9 protein-coding genes and 7 tRNA genes are annotated in these 13960 nt (G+C 46.8%); 10 read left to right on the forward strand and 6 right to left on the reverse strand.

The features are described from left to right. Position 1: 1 nt before the first annotated feature. Positions 2–2545 (forward strand): histidine kinase N-terminal 7TM domain-containing diguanylate cyclase/phosphohydrolase, encoded by a 2544-nt coding sequence (locus tag LKD46_RS09705; RefSeq protein ID WP_227574084.1) that lies wholly within the window; start codon positions 2–4, stop codon positions 2543–2545. Positions 2546–2613: 68 nt separating this feature from the next. Here the strand turns inward: LKD46_RS09705 and LKD46_RS09710 are convergent, their stop codons facing one another. Continuing rightward, positions 2614–3387, reverse strand: a complete 774-nt coding sequence (locus LKD46_RS09710) for a hypothetical protein (protein WP_118368621.1) — start codon at positions 3385–3387, stop codon at positions 2614–2616. A 262-nt stretch (positions 3388–3649) separates the two neighbouring features. Between LKD46_RS09710 and LKD46_RS09715 the strand changes: the two genes are divergently transcribed. The 7 genes from LKD46_RS09715 to LKD46_RS09745 all read left to right on the forward strand — a co-directional run bounded on the left by LKD46_RS09715 (position 3650) and on the right by LKD46_RS09745 (position 4305). Further along, a tRNA-Pro gene (locus tag LKD46_RS09715) sits at positions 3650–3724 on the forward strand. Positions 3725–3751: 27 nt separating this feature from the next. Then, a tRNA-Gly gene (locus LKD46_RS09720) sits at positions 3752–3822 on the forward strand. Positions 3823–3840: 18 nt separating this feature from the next. Continuing rightward, positions 3841–3914: transfer RNA gene (locus LKD46_RS09725), tRNA-Arg, on the forward strand. A 5-nt stretch (positions 3915–3919) separates the two neighbouring features. After that, positions 3920–3993: transfer RNA gene (locus tag LKD46_RS09730), tRNA-His, on the forward strand. 10 nt (positions 3994–4003) lie between these two features. Continuing rightward, positions 4004–4075, forward strand: a tRNA-Gln gene (locus LKD46_RS09735). A 10-nt stretch (positions 4076–4085) separates the two neighbouring features. Further along, positions 4086–4158, forward strand: a tRNA-Lys gene (locus tag LKD46_RS09740). Positions 4159–4225: 67 nt separating this feature from the next. After that, positions 4226–4305: transfer RNA gene (locus LKD46_RS09745), tRNA-Leu, on the forward strand. A 194-nt stretch (positions 4306–4499) separates the two neighbouring features. Here LKD46_RS09745 and LKD46_RS09750 read toward each other — a convergent pair. The 3 genes from LKD46_RS09750 to LKD46_RS09760 all read right to left on the reverse strand — a co-directional run bounded on the left by LKD46_RS09750 (position 4500) and on the right by LKD46_RS09760 (position 9343). Beyond that, positions 4500–5546 (reverse strand): transglutaminase domain-containing protein, encoded by a 1047-nt coding sequence (locus LKD46_RS09750; RefSeq protein ID WP_118368620.1) that lies wholly within the window; start codon positions 5544–5546, stop codon positions 4500–4502. Between the two features lie 147 nt (positions 5547–5693). Beyond that, positions 5694–7580: an ABC transporter ATP-binding protein gene (locus tag LKD46_RS09755; RefSeq protein WP_092070289.1), complete on the reverse strand. Its 1887-nt coding sequence runs from the start codon at positions 7578–7580 to the stop codon at positions 5694–5696. 11 nt (positions 7581–7591) lie between these two features. Then, positions 7592–9343 (reverse strand): ABC transporter ATP-binding protein, encoded by a 1752-nt coding sequence (locus tag LKD46_RS09760; protein ID WP_118368619.1) that lies wholly within the window; start codon positions 9341–9343, stop codon positions 7592–7594. A 262-nt stretch (positions 9344–9605) separates the two neighbouring features. Between LKD46_RS09760 and LKD46_RS09765 the strand changes: the two genes are divergently transcribed. After that, positions 9606–9995, forward strand: coding sequence for a metal-dependent transcriptional regulator (locus LKD46_RS09765; RefSeq protein ID WP_021650299.1), 390 nt, complete (start codon positions 9606–9608; stop codon positions 9993–9995). Positions 9996–10049: 54 nt separating this feature from the next. Here LKD46_RS09765 and LKD46_RS09770 read toward each other — a convergent pair whose 3' ends face one another. After that, the gene (locus tag LKD46_RS09770; RefSeq protein ID WP_118368628.1) at positions 10050–10994 is read right to left on the reverse strand and encodes a DMT family transporter; all 945 of its coding nucleotides are present in this window, start codon (positions 10992–10994) and stop codon (positions 10050–10052) included. Between the two features lie 139 nt (positions 10995–11133). Beyond that, positions 11134–12366 (reverse strand): argininosuccinate synthase, encoded by a 1233-nt coding sequence (locus LKD46_RS09775; RefSeq protein ID WP_015526007.1) that lies wholly within the window; start codon positions 12364–12366, stop codon positions 11134–11136. Positions 12367–12894: 528 nt separating this feature from the next. Here LKD46_RS09775 and argC point away from each other — a divergent pair. Next, positions 12895–13935 carry an N-acetyl-gamma-glutamyl-phosphate reductase gene (argC, locus tag LKD46_RS09780; RefSeq protein ID WP_015526006.1) on the forward strand — a complete coding sequence of 347 codons (1041 nt, stop codon included), beginning with the start codon at positions 12895–12897 and terminating at the stop codon, positions 13933–13935. Positions 13936–13960 lie beyond the last annotated feature (25 nt).

Here is a 13960-nt window from a genome sequence, read left to right on the forward strand (position 1 = left end):
TATGGAAAGCTATATATCATTTTCAATCATTTCAGTTTTTTTCTATACATTTATGATACTGACTCTTCTGGCTGGTAAGCGCAGCCGGATCATCAACAGTTTCATGCGTGTGCTGGGAGGAATGCTCTGCTGGACGCTGGGCTCTTTTCTGATGCGTATGGAAGCAGGCCCCTCTTACATCCTGTGGTATTATGTGTCTCTGGCAGGAATCCTGTTTCTGCCATATTTTTACTATGTGTTCATCAGCGAATTCATGGGAGTGCGTATGGGCAGAAAAAGCAAGATCCCATTGCTTTTGATGATGCTGCTTTTTGTGATCAACATCCCGGGCGGGATCATCCTGCGCTGGCCAGATCTGATCCGTAAAAATGGTGGTGCGCATTTTGTTTATAAGATCACACCCTGGTTCCTTCTGTTCTTTGTGGTATCAGGGATCACCATTATCCAGATTTTTATTACCATGTACCGCGGATGCCGGAGACATCCCGGATACCGCAAACAGATCGAACCGATCCTTGTGGGGATACTGATCATTTTTGTGGGAAACCTTGCGCTGGCAGTGCCGGCATTTTCCGGATTCCCCATCGATATTGTCAGTGGTCTGATCAATGCTGTCCTGATGCTTTATGCACTGACCAGAAGACGGCTGTTCCAGATGCGCCGTCTTGCGTCAGATGGGGTTTGCTTTGGTGTGGGCGTGGTCCTGACGGTAGTACTGTTTATCAATCTTTCACCGTACCTGATGAGTTATATCCGAATGTTGCTCCCTGCAGCCAGTGAGTATCATGTGCTGATCTTTTCTTTCGTTTTTCTTATATCTGCATGGCTGGTCACAGTGCTGTGGAAATGTCTGATGAACAATGTTTTTATCAAAAAAGAGATCCAGCAGTCTCAGGAGCTGAAAGATTTCAGCCAGTCAGTATCCAGGACACTCCAGGTAGGAGAGATCCTGCGCAATACGGTAAATGTGCTGAAGGAAACTACCAATGCAGGACGGATCTATATTTGTCTGAGAGACAAAAAATCAGGGGAATATCAGGCTGTTTACAGCAACCGTCCGTTGAACGATCTGACCTTTTCGCTGAAAGCGGATAATCCGGTGGTCACTTGGCTTACCAGAAATGAGGACTGTGTGGTGATCCGGGATTTTCGTTCTTCCACAGCCTACAAATCCATGTGGGAGTCGGAGAAACATATGTTTTCAGAGCTGGGTATCGAATACTGTGCAGGTCTTCGACAAAATGATGATCTGGCCGGGATCATTGCGATTTCCGGTGACGGACACAGAAATCTGAACCATAATGACCTTGCCATGCTGTCTTCGGTCAGCTCTGTAGCTTCCATTGCCATCAAAAATGCCAGACTTTATGAGGCGGCATGGACTGAGGCAAGGACCGATGAACTGACGGGCCTTCTGAACCGGAAATATTTTTATGAGATCCTGGATGAGGAATACGAAAAAAATAAAGAGGGTTCGCTTGCACTGATCCTGTTCAATATTGATGATTTCAAGCTGTACAATCAGCTGTACGGAAATCAGCAGGGAGATGTTGCACTTCGAAAGGTGGCAGATATCATCCAGGCAAGTGTGGGAGAACAGGGATATGTGGCACGTCACAGTGCCAAGGAATTTGCGGTCCTGATGCCAAATTACGATATTTTTTCCGCCAGAAATCTGGCAGAATCCATACAGAAGCAGATCCTGCATATGCGCAACGATTCTGCAGACTACAAGCTGAAGATCCTTACGGTAAGCGTGGGAATCAGTGCGGCGCCTTATGCGGCACGCTCAGCAAAGGAGCTCCTGGATAATGCGGACCTGGCAGTATATCATGTAAAGCGCAGCGGTAAAAACGGCATCGAGATTTTTGACACCATGCTGAAGGAAAGCCTGGATGAAGAAAATGCGGGTAAGAAATCCGATCATGAACATATTTATCAGTCCTATGAATCCACGATCTATGCGCTGACTGCAGCCATTGATACCAAAGATCATTATACCTTCGGACATTCCAACAATGTGGCTTATTACGCAACAAGTCTTGCGAAGGCGCTGAACTATACAACGGAAATGGTGGAGATCATCCGTCAGGCGGCGCTTCTTCATGATGTTGGAAAGATCGGGATCCCGGAGCATATCCTGAATAAAGAAGGCAAGCTTACGGATGAAGAGTATGAGATCATGAAAGGTCATGTGGAAGCGTCCATCGGGATCATCCGTCACCTTCCGTCGCTGGATTATGTTATCCCTGCGGTTATCGGTCATCACGAACGTTATGACGGAAACGGCTATCCAAGGAGGATCGCGGGAGAAGATATCCCGGCATCTGCAAGGATCCTCTGCATCGCAGATTCCTTTGATGCCATGACATCTAAACGTTGTTATAAAGAACTGATGCCGGTGGAAAAAGCTCTTCGAATCATAAGAGAAGAGGAAGGAAAACAGTTCGATCCGGATATGGCGGAGGTATTTATCCACATATTTCGGGAAGGAAAGATCCATCTGGCAGAACCGGCAGAGCTGAAACGGGAAGAAAAAGCATAAAGAATATTAAGATTACGGGTCTGACAAGCTATGTCAGACCCGTTTTTGTGAAGAATAGGAAGAAAGCTTTATTTATCATCTCCGGTAAGGCGAAGTACATCCCGGATCTCATCCACATTCATATCCAGGATCACGGCAAGCTCATCAATGGTGAATTTGGTGGCGTCATCATCGTCTGTGAGTTCTTTAACCGCAGCCTCCAGGTTTTCTACCTTGGATACCAGATAGTCGTCACGGAATTTCTGTTGTGTCTGTTCCTCAATGGCATGAAGGATCCCACTGCGGATACGACCACGCATCCAGGTGTCGTTTTTCTCCTGTGGGGCAGTCTCTTTGAGAGACGCCAGAAGGGCCAGATTTGCCTCCTGAATGAGATCGGCCAGGTGGATTTCCTCACAGTTCAGTTTAGCGGCCATCTGGGCTGCCTGAGCCATGTAGAACTGTGTCAGTGCACCTTCGGCAGCAGTGTCTCCCTTTGCAAAGGCATGAAAGAGGGACGCAAGATCATCCGGATCAAGTCCTTCCGGGGAAAAGCTTTCCATATAGTCACTGAGATAAGCCTGTTCTTCGGCAGTAAGAGCAGCACGGGTACCCGGAAGCTCTTCCTTGTCGCCGGATTCGGATGAAACAGCATCTGCTCTGGCAGCACCGGTGCCTTCATCGGCGCCTTCGATGGTGATCCCTTTTAATTTGAGATACTGCAGGATCTTTACAAGCTGTGAAGTGCTCAGATCCGATTCATCGAAATGGTCACGGATCTGCTGCTGGGAGAGCTGCTTATTGTTTTCCTCAGCGATGGCACAGATGTCATTAAGCTTCTGCTGAAATAATTTTATATCCATGTAAAAACATCTCCTTATTATTTGCTTTTTTTCTTGACTTAAATTATGGTTTCATGATACCATAAGCCAGTCGCAAATGACAAGAAAACCTTTAAATAGGCGGAAAAAACGTGAAAAAAAGTTTTTTTAAAAAAATTCAAAAAAGGTGTTGACATTTGTAGATTGCTATAATATAATATCACTTGTCGTCAGGCAGGAAACGAAAACGAAACACAAACGAAGACGACAACAACTTAATAAAAACCATAAGTAAATGGTACATCGGGGTGTGGCTCAGCTTGGCTAGAGCGCCTGGTTTGGGACCAGGAGGCCGCAGGTTCGAATCCTGTCACCCCGACTGCTGTAAACTTATTACCGCAAGCATGCGGGTGTAGTTCAATGGTAGAACACCAGCCTTCCAAGCTGGATACGTGGGTTCGATTCCCATCACCCGCTTCTCTGAGAAGAGAGCATGTGTCTGTAGCTCAGCTGGATAGAGCAACGGCCTTCTAAGCCGTGGGTCGGGGGTTCGAATCCCTTCAGGCACGTTGTGGTGGGTATAGCGCAGTTGGTTAGCGCGCCAGATTGTGGCTCTGGAGGCCCAGGGTTCGAATCCCTGTATCCACCCTTCGCCCATTGGGCTATCGCCAAGCGGTAAGGCACAGCACTTTGACTGCTGCATTCGCTGGTTCGAATCCAGCTAGCCCAGTCCTTTTTATGGGGTATTAGCTCAGTCGGTAGAGCACTTGACTTTTAATCAAGTTGTCCGGGGTTCGAATCCCCGATGCCTCATTAGCGGAAAGCATTTGCTTTCCGTTATTTTTTTATCATCAGACAGGATGAAAATATAATTGAATATGCGGATATGGCGGAATTGGCAGACGCGCTGGTTTTAGGTACCAGTGGGTAACCGTGCAGGTTCAAGTCCTGTTATCCGCATCAGAAAAGAGAGAGACTTTCTGTAAATTTTGAATTTATGGAAGGTCTTTTTTATTATGGACACTTATGTAACATCCAGGACAAAAATGCTACAGATCATGAGCAATATGTCTGTAGCATTCTTACTATAGAAATTTTTAGCTGAATCAAGCTGTCATCTACATTGAATCAGAATAACCGCCTGATAAATGACCCTACAGTTTCTCCCCTTCATTCACTTCCTCAATAAACACCTTCCCTTCCGCCTGCTGTTCCGTAAAATGAAATCGCAGTACAGCCTGAGGCCAGTTGAGTGTGATGATGGCTTTTTTGTCCCGTGTCTTTCCTGCGGCCTGGATCTGATCTACAAGGTCTGCCAGGACTTCGCGGGTGAGATATCCGCCTCGCCAGTGGAAGGTGAATTCGCGGCCTTTTTTTGCGGCTTGGAGGGCACGTTTGTATACGTCTTCCAATTTGGTGAAGGACAGCTTTTTCTCGCGGTAATAAAAGTGGTTTCCATCCGGGCAGGGAGGTGCCGGAGCGATCAGTGGTTCATGGTCACGGAAGATGTTTTTGTCATCCAGATTAAAATAGTCGTAACGGATACTGGTTGAGCCGTCTTCGTTTTTGCCCAGAGTATTATCGAAGGTGGCATCCAGATGATAGTACTGTCCGTTGATCCGGACGATGTTCCAGGTATGACGGTATTTGATCCCTTTTTCCGGATTGTTCCCGCAGATGGCGATAATACACCATACACCAAGGGCATCACAGAGGACCTTTACGGATTTGGCGATTCCCTCGCAGACACCGACACCATGGCCCAGAGGCCCGATGATCTCGTGGGAATATGGCTTTTTCAGTTTGTCGTAGCGGATATTTTCGCAGATGAAGTCATGGACATATTTTTCCTTATCCCACTCGGAAAACTTCATGGCGGTGCGCACAAGCTTGTCTACGCGGGCTCCTAGGGCTTTCTGATGCTCCCGGATTTTATTTTTGTCGAAGATATATTCAGGGATCAGTATCAGATTTGGCGAGTCCTTGTAATAACGGTATTTAAACCCCACAGCCCAGAAAATCTCCGGGTGATCTAGACGAAGCTGGAAAAATACATCATAGAGCCAGTTTCCATCGGTGGTTGGTACCTGCGGGATCAGGAACTCGTCGGAAAGCTCCATAAGCCCGTGAAGCATTGCACGGTACACGTTTTGTTTATCTTTCGGCATTCTGCCGTAGTAATATTCTTCAGTTTGTTTCATATATAAAAATACGGAGACTCCTTTCCGGAAAAATAGATTTCAATCAAAGATTATAGCATAAAAAAACATGCAGGACTATCAGAAAAGATACACCCTGCATGTTTTTGGTATTGAATATTTTAGATCGAAAATAACTGTGAGCCTGGATCAGCCGTTATACAGCTGATAATACCGGCCCTTCTGTGCAAGCAGCTCCTCGTGGGAACCACGCTCGATGATGTGTCCCTGCTCCAGGACCATGATGCAGTCACTGTTGCGTACTGTGGAAAGTCTGTGGGCGATCACAAAGGTCGTCCTGCCTTCCATCAGCTTATCCATACCATCCTGTACAAGCTTTTCGGTACGGGTATCAATGGAGCTGGTGGCCTCGTCCAGGATCAGGACGGGCGGGTCTGCAACGGCTGCACGGGCAATGGAGAGAAGCTGTCGCTGGCCCTGACTTAAGTTTGCACCGTTTCCGCGGAGAAGGGTATTATAACCCTGCGGAAGCCTGCGGATGAAACCGTCGGCGTTGGCAAGCTTTGCTGCTGCGATAACCTCCTCATCTGTGGCATCCAGCTTTCCGTAGCGGATATTTTCCATAACGGTTGCTGTGAACAGGTTGGTATCCTGAAGAACGATGCCCATGGAGCGTCTGAGATCGTCTTTTTTGATCTTGGTGATGTTGATGCCGTCATAACGGATCTTACCCTTCTGAATGTCGTAAAAACGGTTCAGAAGATTGGTGATGGTGGTTTTTCCGGCGCCGGTAGAGCCTACAAAAGCGATCTTTTGGCCTGGCTGTGCATACATGTTGATGTCATGGAGAACGATCTTGTTGGAATTATAACCAAAGTCTACATCCTCCAGGACCATATCACCCTTCAGCTCGATATAATCAGTGGTACCCTCAGCTTTGTGGAAATGCTTCCATGCCCAGCGGCCGGTACGTTTGTCGGATTCGGTAAGAACACCGTTTTCCTCTTTTGCATTAACGAGAGTAACGTAGCCTTCATCCACTTCCGGTTTTTCATCCAGAAGATCAAAGATACGTTTTGCACCTGCAAGAGCCATAACAATACTGTTGAACTGCTGGCTGACCTGGTTGATAGGCATGTTGAAGCTCTTATTGAAGGTCAGGAAGCTGGCAAGCCCGCCAAGTGTGAAGCTGCCGATGCCGTTGATAGCAAGGATACCGCCCACCATGGCGCAGATCACATAGCTGACATTTCCAAGCTGTGCGACCACAGGCATCAGGATGTTGGCAAAACGGTTTGCATTGTCTGCGCTGGTGAAAAGCTGGTCGTTCAGTTCATCGAATTTCCGGATGCTTTCGTCTTCATGGCAGAAGACCTTGACAACCTTCTGACCCTCCATCATCTCTTCGATATAACCATTGACAATACCAAGGTTGGTCTGCTGCTCCAGGAAATATTTTCCGCTTAAGCCCGCAAGCTTCCGGCTGGCAGTCATCATAATGGCAACCATAAGCAGGGTAACTACAGTAAGCGGAACATTCAGGATCAGCATACTTACAAGAACACTGACGATGGTGATCACACTGGAAAGCAGCTGCGGAAAGCTCTGGCTGATCATCTGGCGCAGGGTATCAATGTCGTTGGTGTAGATGGACATGATATCGCCGTGTGCGTGAGTATCAAAATATTTGATGGGAAGCGTTTCCATCGTTGCAAACATATCGTTTCGGAGGTTACGTAAGGTTCCCTGGGAAACATTGATCATGATACGGTTATAAGTATAGGTGGCAATAACACCAATGGCGTAAAAGCATGCCACACGTGCGATGGCTACAGCTAGAGGCCCGAAATCCGGTGTATCTGCTGAGAGAAGCGGTGTGATATACTGGTCAATCAGGGTTTTCATGAACATGGTTCCCTGTACATTGGCAAGAACACTGACAAAAATGCAGATCACCACGATCACGATATGGATACTGTAGTTTTTAAAGATATAACGGGCAAGGCGTCCCAGAAGCTTTCCCGGCTGCTCCGGTGTTCCCATACCCCTTGGGCCAGGACCGCCCGGGCCTTTCATGTTCTGTTTTTTCAAGCCGGCTCACCTCCCTCGTCAAAATCACCGGCGCCGCCGGTCTGTGAATGAAATACTTCCTGATAAATGGCGTTGGTCTTAAGAAGCTCCTCGTGGGTACCAAAACCGTTGATCTCACCGTTATCCATAACGATGATCCGGTCCGCGTTCTGGATGCTGGAAACACGCTGTGCGATGATCAGCTTGGTGGTATCCGGGATCTCCTCGGCAAAGGCACGGCGGATCCTTGCGTCTGTGGCAGTATCTACCGCACTGGTGGAGTCATCCAGGATCAGTATCTTCGGCTTCTTCAGAAGAGCACGGGCAATACAGAGACGCTGCTTCTGGCCTCCGGAAACATTGGAGCCGCCCTGTTCAATGAAGGTATTGTATTTGTCCGGCATTTTTTCGATGAAATCATCGGCACAGGCAAGCTGGCATGCGCGGCGGCATTCCTCCTCTGTGGCATTTTTGTCACCCCAGCGGAGATTTTCCAGAATGGTTCCTGAGAAGAGTACATTCTTCTGAAGAACAACGGAAACCTGATTTCTGAGAGATTCCAGATGGTATTTACGGACATCGATGCCTCCTACGGAAACAGAACCATCCGTTACGTCATAAAGACGGCTGATCAGGTTGACAAGGCTGGATTTTGCACTTCCGGTACCGCCGATGATCCCTATGGTCTCGCCGGAGCGGATCGAGAGATTGATATCCTTCAGAACGGGTTCCTGACTGTCTTTCTTATAGCTGAAATTTACATGATCGAAGACGATACTTCCGTCCGGGACATCTGTTACCGGATCTTCCGGATCTGTGATGTCAGCAGTATCATTGATGACTTCCGTAACACGCTCTGCGCTGGCAATACTCATTGTCACCATAACAAAAACCATGGAAAGCATCATAAGGCTCATGAGAATGTTCATGCAGTAGGTGAGAAGGCTCATAAGCTCACCGGTAGTAAGGGAGCTGCCTACGATCATTTTGGCGCCGAGCCAGCTGATCCCCAGGATACAGGCATAAACGGTAAACTGCATCAGGGGCATGTTCATGACAACGATCTTCTCAGCACTTAAGAACATTTCGTATACTTTGTTGCAGGCTTTCTGGAATTTGCTGATCTCGTAGTCTTCGCGGACATAGGCCTTGACAACGCGTACAGCGCCGATGTTTTCCTGGACACTTGCGTTTAGGTCGTCATATTTACGGAATACGGCCTGAAAATATACCGTTGCTTTTCTCATGATAAAGATCAGACAGCCTCCCAGGAAGATAACAGCGACAAGATAGATGCTTGCAAGCTTTGCATTGATAAGAAATGCCATGACCATGGCACAGATCAGACTGGCCGGTGCACGGGTACACATACGAAGGATCATCTGATAGGCGTTCTGCAGGTTGGTCACATCTGTGGTAAGACGGGTGATCAGGCCGGCAGTGCTGTATTTGTCGATGTTGGAAAAAGAAAAGGTCTGGATGTTGGTGTACATGGCTTTTCGGAGGTTTCTGGCAAAGCCTGTGGAGGCCAGTGCTCCGTATTTTCCTCCCATGACGCCGGACCAGAGTCCGCACAGGGCAAGAGCTACCATAACTGCACCCATCCGATAGATATGGCCGATATTTCCGGCTTCCACACCCTTATCAATGATGGAAGCCATGGCCAGGGGGATCAGAGTCTCAAAGAGAACTTCCAGGATCATGAAAAAAGGCGTGAGAAACGATGCCTTTTTAAACTCCCTGACCTGGGCCAGAAGGGTTTTGAGCATAAAAAATCTCCTTTCTTTACTGTTCAAAAGACAGCACTACTGGAAAGGATTCCGGGCTGCTATAGAACAGATATATTGTTCAGCTACTATTATCGGGGAAATTATTTTTAATGTCAAGATAAACATGTGCGAAATGCTTGACACAACATCCTTTAAGCGGTATATTAAAAGTTAATATTCGCCTGTAGAACAGGGAAAGAATGGGCTTCAGGTCCCTTTAGAGGGTCTATATAGAGTTAAATTTTTGCAGGGAGGATTTTATATGGAGATCAGACAGTCAGCGGAGGATTATCTTGAATCAATTCTGGTTTTATCCAAAAAAGGAGGAGGAGTTCGTTCCATTGATATTGCGACCAGACTTGGTGTTTCCAAGCCAAGCGTCAGTCACGCAATGAAGCTTCTTCGTGAGGATGGTTATATTGCTATGGACCGTTACGGTACCGTGACACTTCTGGAGAAGGGGGCAGAGATCGCCAATCAGATTTATGAGCGTCACATTGTTCTTGCCAGGATGCTGGAGGGACTTGGGGTTCCGGCAGAGATCGCAATGGAGGATGCCTGCAAGATGGAGCACGACATCAGCCAGGAGAGCTTTGAGAAGATCAAGGCACATTATAATAACTTCATTAAGAAGGAAGAAACAGCAGACTAAGAAACATGTAGACAGGCAGCCGGAAGGTAAAATACCAAACCGGCTGCCTGTTTTTTATTTATTATCTTTTTCTTTTTCCGGCAGCTGTGCCAGGATGATGGCTGCAAACATGATGACACATCCAAGGAGCTCTTTTATGGAAAGCTTCTGATCCAGGAGCACCCAGCCTGCAAGCACGGAGATGCAGGATTCAAGAGAAAGGATCAGAGAAGCAACGGTGGGATTCACATTTTTCTGGCCTACGACCTGCAGGGTGTAGGCAACACCGCAGGACATCACACCAGCATACAGGATCGGCAGCCAGGCAGTGAGAATGGAAGAAATCTGCGGATGTTCCAGAATAAGTGCCGGGATCATGGACAGGATCCCGCAGACCAGAAACTGTATACAGGAAAGCTTTACACCGTCTGCCTTCGGGGAAAAATAGTCAATCACCAGAATGTGCAGGGAAAAGAGAAAAGCACATACCAGCACCAGAATATCTCCGAGGCCAATGGAAAATCCGTCTGTGATGCAGAGAAGATAAAGTCCGACCAGTGCCATGACAACGGCTGTCCATATAAAGGGACTGCATTTCTTTTTCAGGAAAATTCCGATGATCGGGACGATGACAATGTAACAGGCGGTGATGAAGCCGGCTTTTCCTACTGTTGTGTACTTGATACCAAACTGCTGGAAGCTGCTGGCAGCAAAAAGAGCAAATCCGCAGGCAATGCCGCCCAGCCACAGGTCACGGCTGTTATATGGAGTGGGGGATACAGCTTTTTCTGAAGGTGTTGATGAGGATTTCGGTATTGCGGAGTCTGTGGCAGCAGAGGATTTATTTCCGGAACGGTTCAGGATAAAGAGCACCGGAACCAGAACAGCGGCACCGATCAGGGAACGGACGCCGTTGAAGGTGAAGGGGCCGACATATTCCATGCCCACACTCTGGGCAACAAAGGCGATTCCCCAGATCGTTGCGGCCAGAAGCAGGTAGAGAGAATTTTTTAGAGGCATTTTCTGTGAGTTCATGATAAAAAATCCTTTCGTTTATTAGGTATTATGTGATCAAAGCAGTATATAACAAAAGACCCCGGGGAACTTATATAGCTTCCCGGGGCATTCTTATGATCTGTCGGAACAATGTCCAACAAAATTAGTTCTGATTCTGGTTATTCTTAACTTCTGCAAGCTTCATGGCACGAACCTTCAGCGGCAGACCAAACAGAGTGATGAATCCGTCTGCATCATGATGATCATACATATCACCGGTTGTGAAAGAAGCAAGAGACTCATTGTAAAGGCTGTACGGAGAGGTTGTACCATTCTTGATGATGTTTCCTTTGTAAAGCTTGAATTTAACCTCACCGGTAACATATTTCTGAGTGGACTCAACAAATGCCTGGATAGCCTCACGGAGAGGTGTGTACCATTTTCCTTCGTAAACAACCTGTGCAAACTGGCTGCCAAGCTTTTTCTTGGCTTCCATTGTCTCACGGTCAAGGATCAGCTCCTCAAGCTGGTCATGTGCTGCCATCAGGATCGTTCCGCCAGGAGTTTCATAAACGCCACGGGATTTCATACCAACAACACGGTTCTCAACAATATCAACGATACCGATGCCGTTCTCACCGCCAAGCTTGTTCAGCTCTGTGATGATCTCGGAAACCTTCATTGCTTTTCCGTTGAGTGTTTTCGGAACACCCTGCTCGAATGTCATGGTGATCTCAGTTTCTTTATCCGGGGCTTTCTCAGGTGTTACGCTTAATACAAGCATGTCATCATAGTTCGGAGCCTGGGATGGATCCTCAAGCTCAAGTCCCTCATGGCTGATGTGCCAGAGGTTTCTGTCACGGCTGTAGCTGTGGCTTGCATCAAATGGAAGAGTGATGCCATGAGCCTTACAGAACTCGATCTCATCTTCACGGGACTGCATGGTCCACAGATCGGTCATACGCCATGGAGCAATGATCTTGATGTCCGGAGCGAGAGCCTTGATGCCAAGCTCGAAACGGATCTGGTCATTTCCTTTACCGGTAGCACCATGGCAGATAGCAACGGCACCCTCTTTACGTGCGATCTCAACCAGCTTCTTGGCAATGACCGGACGAGCCATGGAAGTTCCGAGAAGATAGGAATGCTCGTATACAGCACCAGCCTCTACACACGGCATGATGAAATCATCGCAGAACTCATCGACGATATCCTCGATATATAATTTGGAAGCACCGGACATTTTTGCTCTCTCTTCAAGACCGTCCAGCTCGTTTCCCTGTCCGCAGTTTACACAGCAGCAGACAACGTCATAATCAAAGGTTTCTTTCAGCCACGGGATAAGGGCTGTGGTATCAAGACCACCGGAATACGCTAAAACAACTTTTTCTTTCATAATATATGTCCTCCTGGGATTTTTTTGATTTTGTATCGCTCCGGACATTTCCGGGACGGTGAATTTTTTTACGTTATCTGGAAAAAAATTATGCTGTTTTATAACTTTACCAGAGTGAATAAATATTCATGTACAACAAAACAAAATTTTCGGCTGTCCTGTCGACATGGCTTAATATACACCAGATTTTATAAATATGCAAGAGATAATTTGAAAAATATGAAAAAAATTTTGCATAAAAATACATCTAAAAGTAGGCGATATTATAAGAAAATACAGGAAAAACAGAAAAGACCGTGAAAAATCAAAGAAAATGACTATTGCATAATATGCAGAGAAGATGTATAATCTATCCATTGATAAGATGGACATATGAGCTGGCAGTACAGACAGGTTTAAGATGTCCGTCTGACCTGTGCAGAAGATTCAGATATCAGAAGACATAAAAAAGAGGCATAAATAAGAATAGCAAGCGCTTCTGCAGGGTGTATTAAGCCGTAGGAAAACGGCAGAGGAGGAATGTGAAAGATGATTAAAGCAGGAATTATCGGTGCGACAGGATACGCAGGAAATGAGATCGTAAGACTTCTTCTTGGACACAAGGACGTTGAGATCAAATGGTTCGGCTCCCGAAGCTACATAGATCAGCAGTATGCAGATATTTATCAGAATTTTTTCAGGCTGGTGGATGCCAAATGTATGGATGACAACATGGCTGCACTTGCAGATGAGGTGGATGTAATCTTTACCGCAACACCACAGGGCCTTTGTGCATCCCTTATTAATGAAGAAATCCTTTCCAAATGTAAGGTGATCGACTTAAGCGCAGATTTCCGTATTAAAGATGTGAAAAAATATGAGAAGTGGTACGGAATCGAGCATAAGGCTCCGCAGTTTATCGAGGAAGCTGTTTATGGCCTCTGCGAGATCAACCGTGAGGATATTAAGAATGCAAGGCTGATCGCCAACCCGGGATGCTATCCGACATGCTCCACACTGTCTATTTATCCGCTGTTAAAGGAAGGCCTCATTGATCCGAATACCATTATCATTGATGCCAAGTCCGGAACCTCCGGAGCAGGAAGAGGAGCCAAGGTTCCGAATCTCTACTGTGAGGTAAACGAGAGCATCAAAGCTTACGGTGTTGCCACACACAGACATACACCGGAGATCGAGGATCAGCTTGGATATGCATGCGGACAGGAAGTGATGATCAACTTTACCCCGCATCTTGTTCCGATGAACCGTGGAATCCTGGTAACAGCATATGCCTCCCTGACCAAGGATGTTACCTACGAGGAAGTAAAAGCAGCCTATGACAAATATTATAAAGACGAGTTCTTTGTACGTGTCCTGAACAAGGATGTATGCCCGCAGACAAGAAATGTAGAAGGCAGCAATTTTGTGGACGTGAACTTCAAGATCGATCCGAGAACAAAGAGAGTCATCATGATGGGCGCTATCGACAACCTGGTAAAGGGTGCAGCAGGACAGGCTGTTCAGAACATGAACCTGATGTTTGGATTTGACGAGAACGAAGGACTGAAACAGATTCCGATGTGTCCGTAAAACAGGCAGATCACAAATAAAATAT

Source organism: Blautia fusiformis (genome assembly GCF_020686995.1).
Lineage (GTDB): Bacteria > Bacillota > Clostridia > Lachnospirales > Lachnospiraceae > Blautia_A > Blautia_A fusiformis.

What these genes read in the sequence shown, in the direction of transcription:
- LKD46_RS09705 (WP_227574084.1), top strand. Translation starts at nt 2, where the DNA reads ATGGAAAGCTATATATCATTTTCAATCATTTCAGTTTTTTTCTATACA.
- LKD46_RS09710 (WP_118368621.1), bottom strand. Translation starts at nt 3,387, where the DNA reads ATGGATATAAAATTATTTCAGCAGAAGCTTAATGACATCTGTGCCATC.
- LKD46_RS09750 (WP_118368620.1), bottom strand. Translation starts at nt 5,546, where the DNA reads ATGAAACAAACTGAAGAATATTACTACGGCAGAATGCCGAAAGATAAA.
- LKD46_RS09755 (WP_092070289.1), bottom strand. Translation starts at nt 7,580, where the DNA reads ATGAAAGGCCCGGGCGGTCCTGGCCCAAGGGGTATGGGAACACCGGAG.
- LKD46_RS09760 (WP_118368619.1), bottom strand. Translation starts at nt 9,343, where the DNA reads ATGCTCAAAACCCTTCTGGCCCAGGTCAGGGAGTTTAAAAAGGCATCG.
- LKD46_RS09765 (WP_021650299.1), top strand. Translation starts at nt 9,606, where the DNA reads ATGGAGATCAGACAGTCAGCGGAGGATTATCTTGAATCAATTCTGGTT.
- LKD46_RS09770 (WP_118368628.1), bottom strand. Translation starts at nt 10,994, where the DNA reads ATGCCTCTAAAAAATTCTCTCTACCTGCTTCTGGCCGCAACGATCTGG.
- LKD46_RS09775 (WP_015526007.1), bottom strand. Translation starts at nt 12,366, where the DNA reads ATGAAAGAAAAAGTTGTTTTAGCGTATTCCGGTGGTCTTGATACCACA.
- argC (WP_015526006.1), top strand. Translation starts at nt 12,895, where the DNA reads ATGATTAAAGCAGGAATTATCGGTGCGACAGGATACGCAGGAAATGAG.